Consider the following 517-nt stretch of genomic DNA (forward strand, 5'->3'; position numbering starts at 1 on the left):
AACTTGTGTCTGGTGATTCGCAAGCTAAGAATATTTTCCACGCTTTAATAAGAAAATTCTCATTAAAATAGGCAAATGTATTAACCTGCATTAATAACTACATTCAGATATTTAATTATTAATGACGCAAGAAATCATCAGGTTTATTTAACTAATTACCCACGTTATTAGTTGACTGTCATGTAAAAGGCTTTTAAGTGCGATTTACTTTTTCAGCTTCATTTATACACTATTAAAAAACACAAAAGGCAGGTCGGCCCACAGTTTAAGATAAAGCCTAGCGAGTTTATAATTGCTAGCATTGTGCTAGTTCCGCTCAGTTTCAGGCCTGGTCATAGCGATAACGAACAGTTAAAGCGCCTGAAAAAACGTCACGGCACGCTGATGGCGGGTCTGGCTTATTCTTATAACGCCGAATGGGGTACTATTCGCACCACGCTGACTGGCGATACTCTGGACAACAGCAATGGTATCGTAGGTGATGTTGCCTACCTTTACGCTATCAAAGGCGATAACT

The 517-nt window shown here is 39.1% G+C and carries 1 protein-coding gene; it reads left to right on the forward strand.

Translation table 11 applies throughout. The features are described 5' to 3' along the window. Positions 1–303: 303 nt before the first annotated feature. A partial coding sequence (locus SPM24T3_RS24125; RefSeq protein ID WP_009639461.1) for a MipA/OmpV family protein occupies positions 304–517 on the forward strand: 214 nt, incomplete at its 3' end.

This window comes from Serratia sp. M24T3 (assembly GCF_000257645.1).
GTDB lineage: Bacteria > Pseudomonadota > Gammaproteobacteria > Enterobacterales > Enterobacteriaceae > Rouxiella.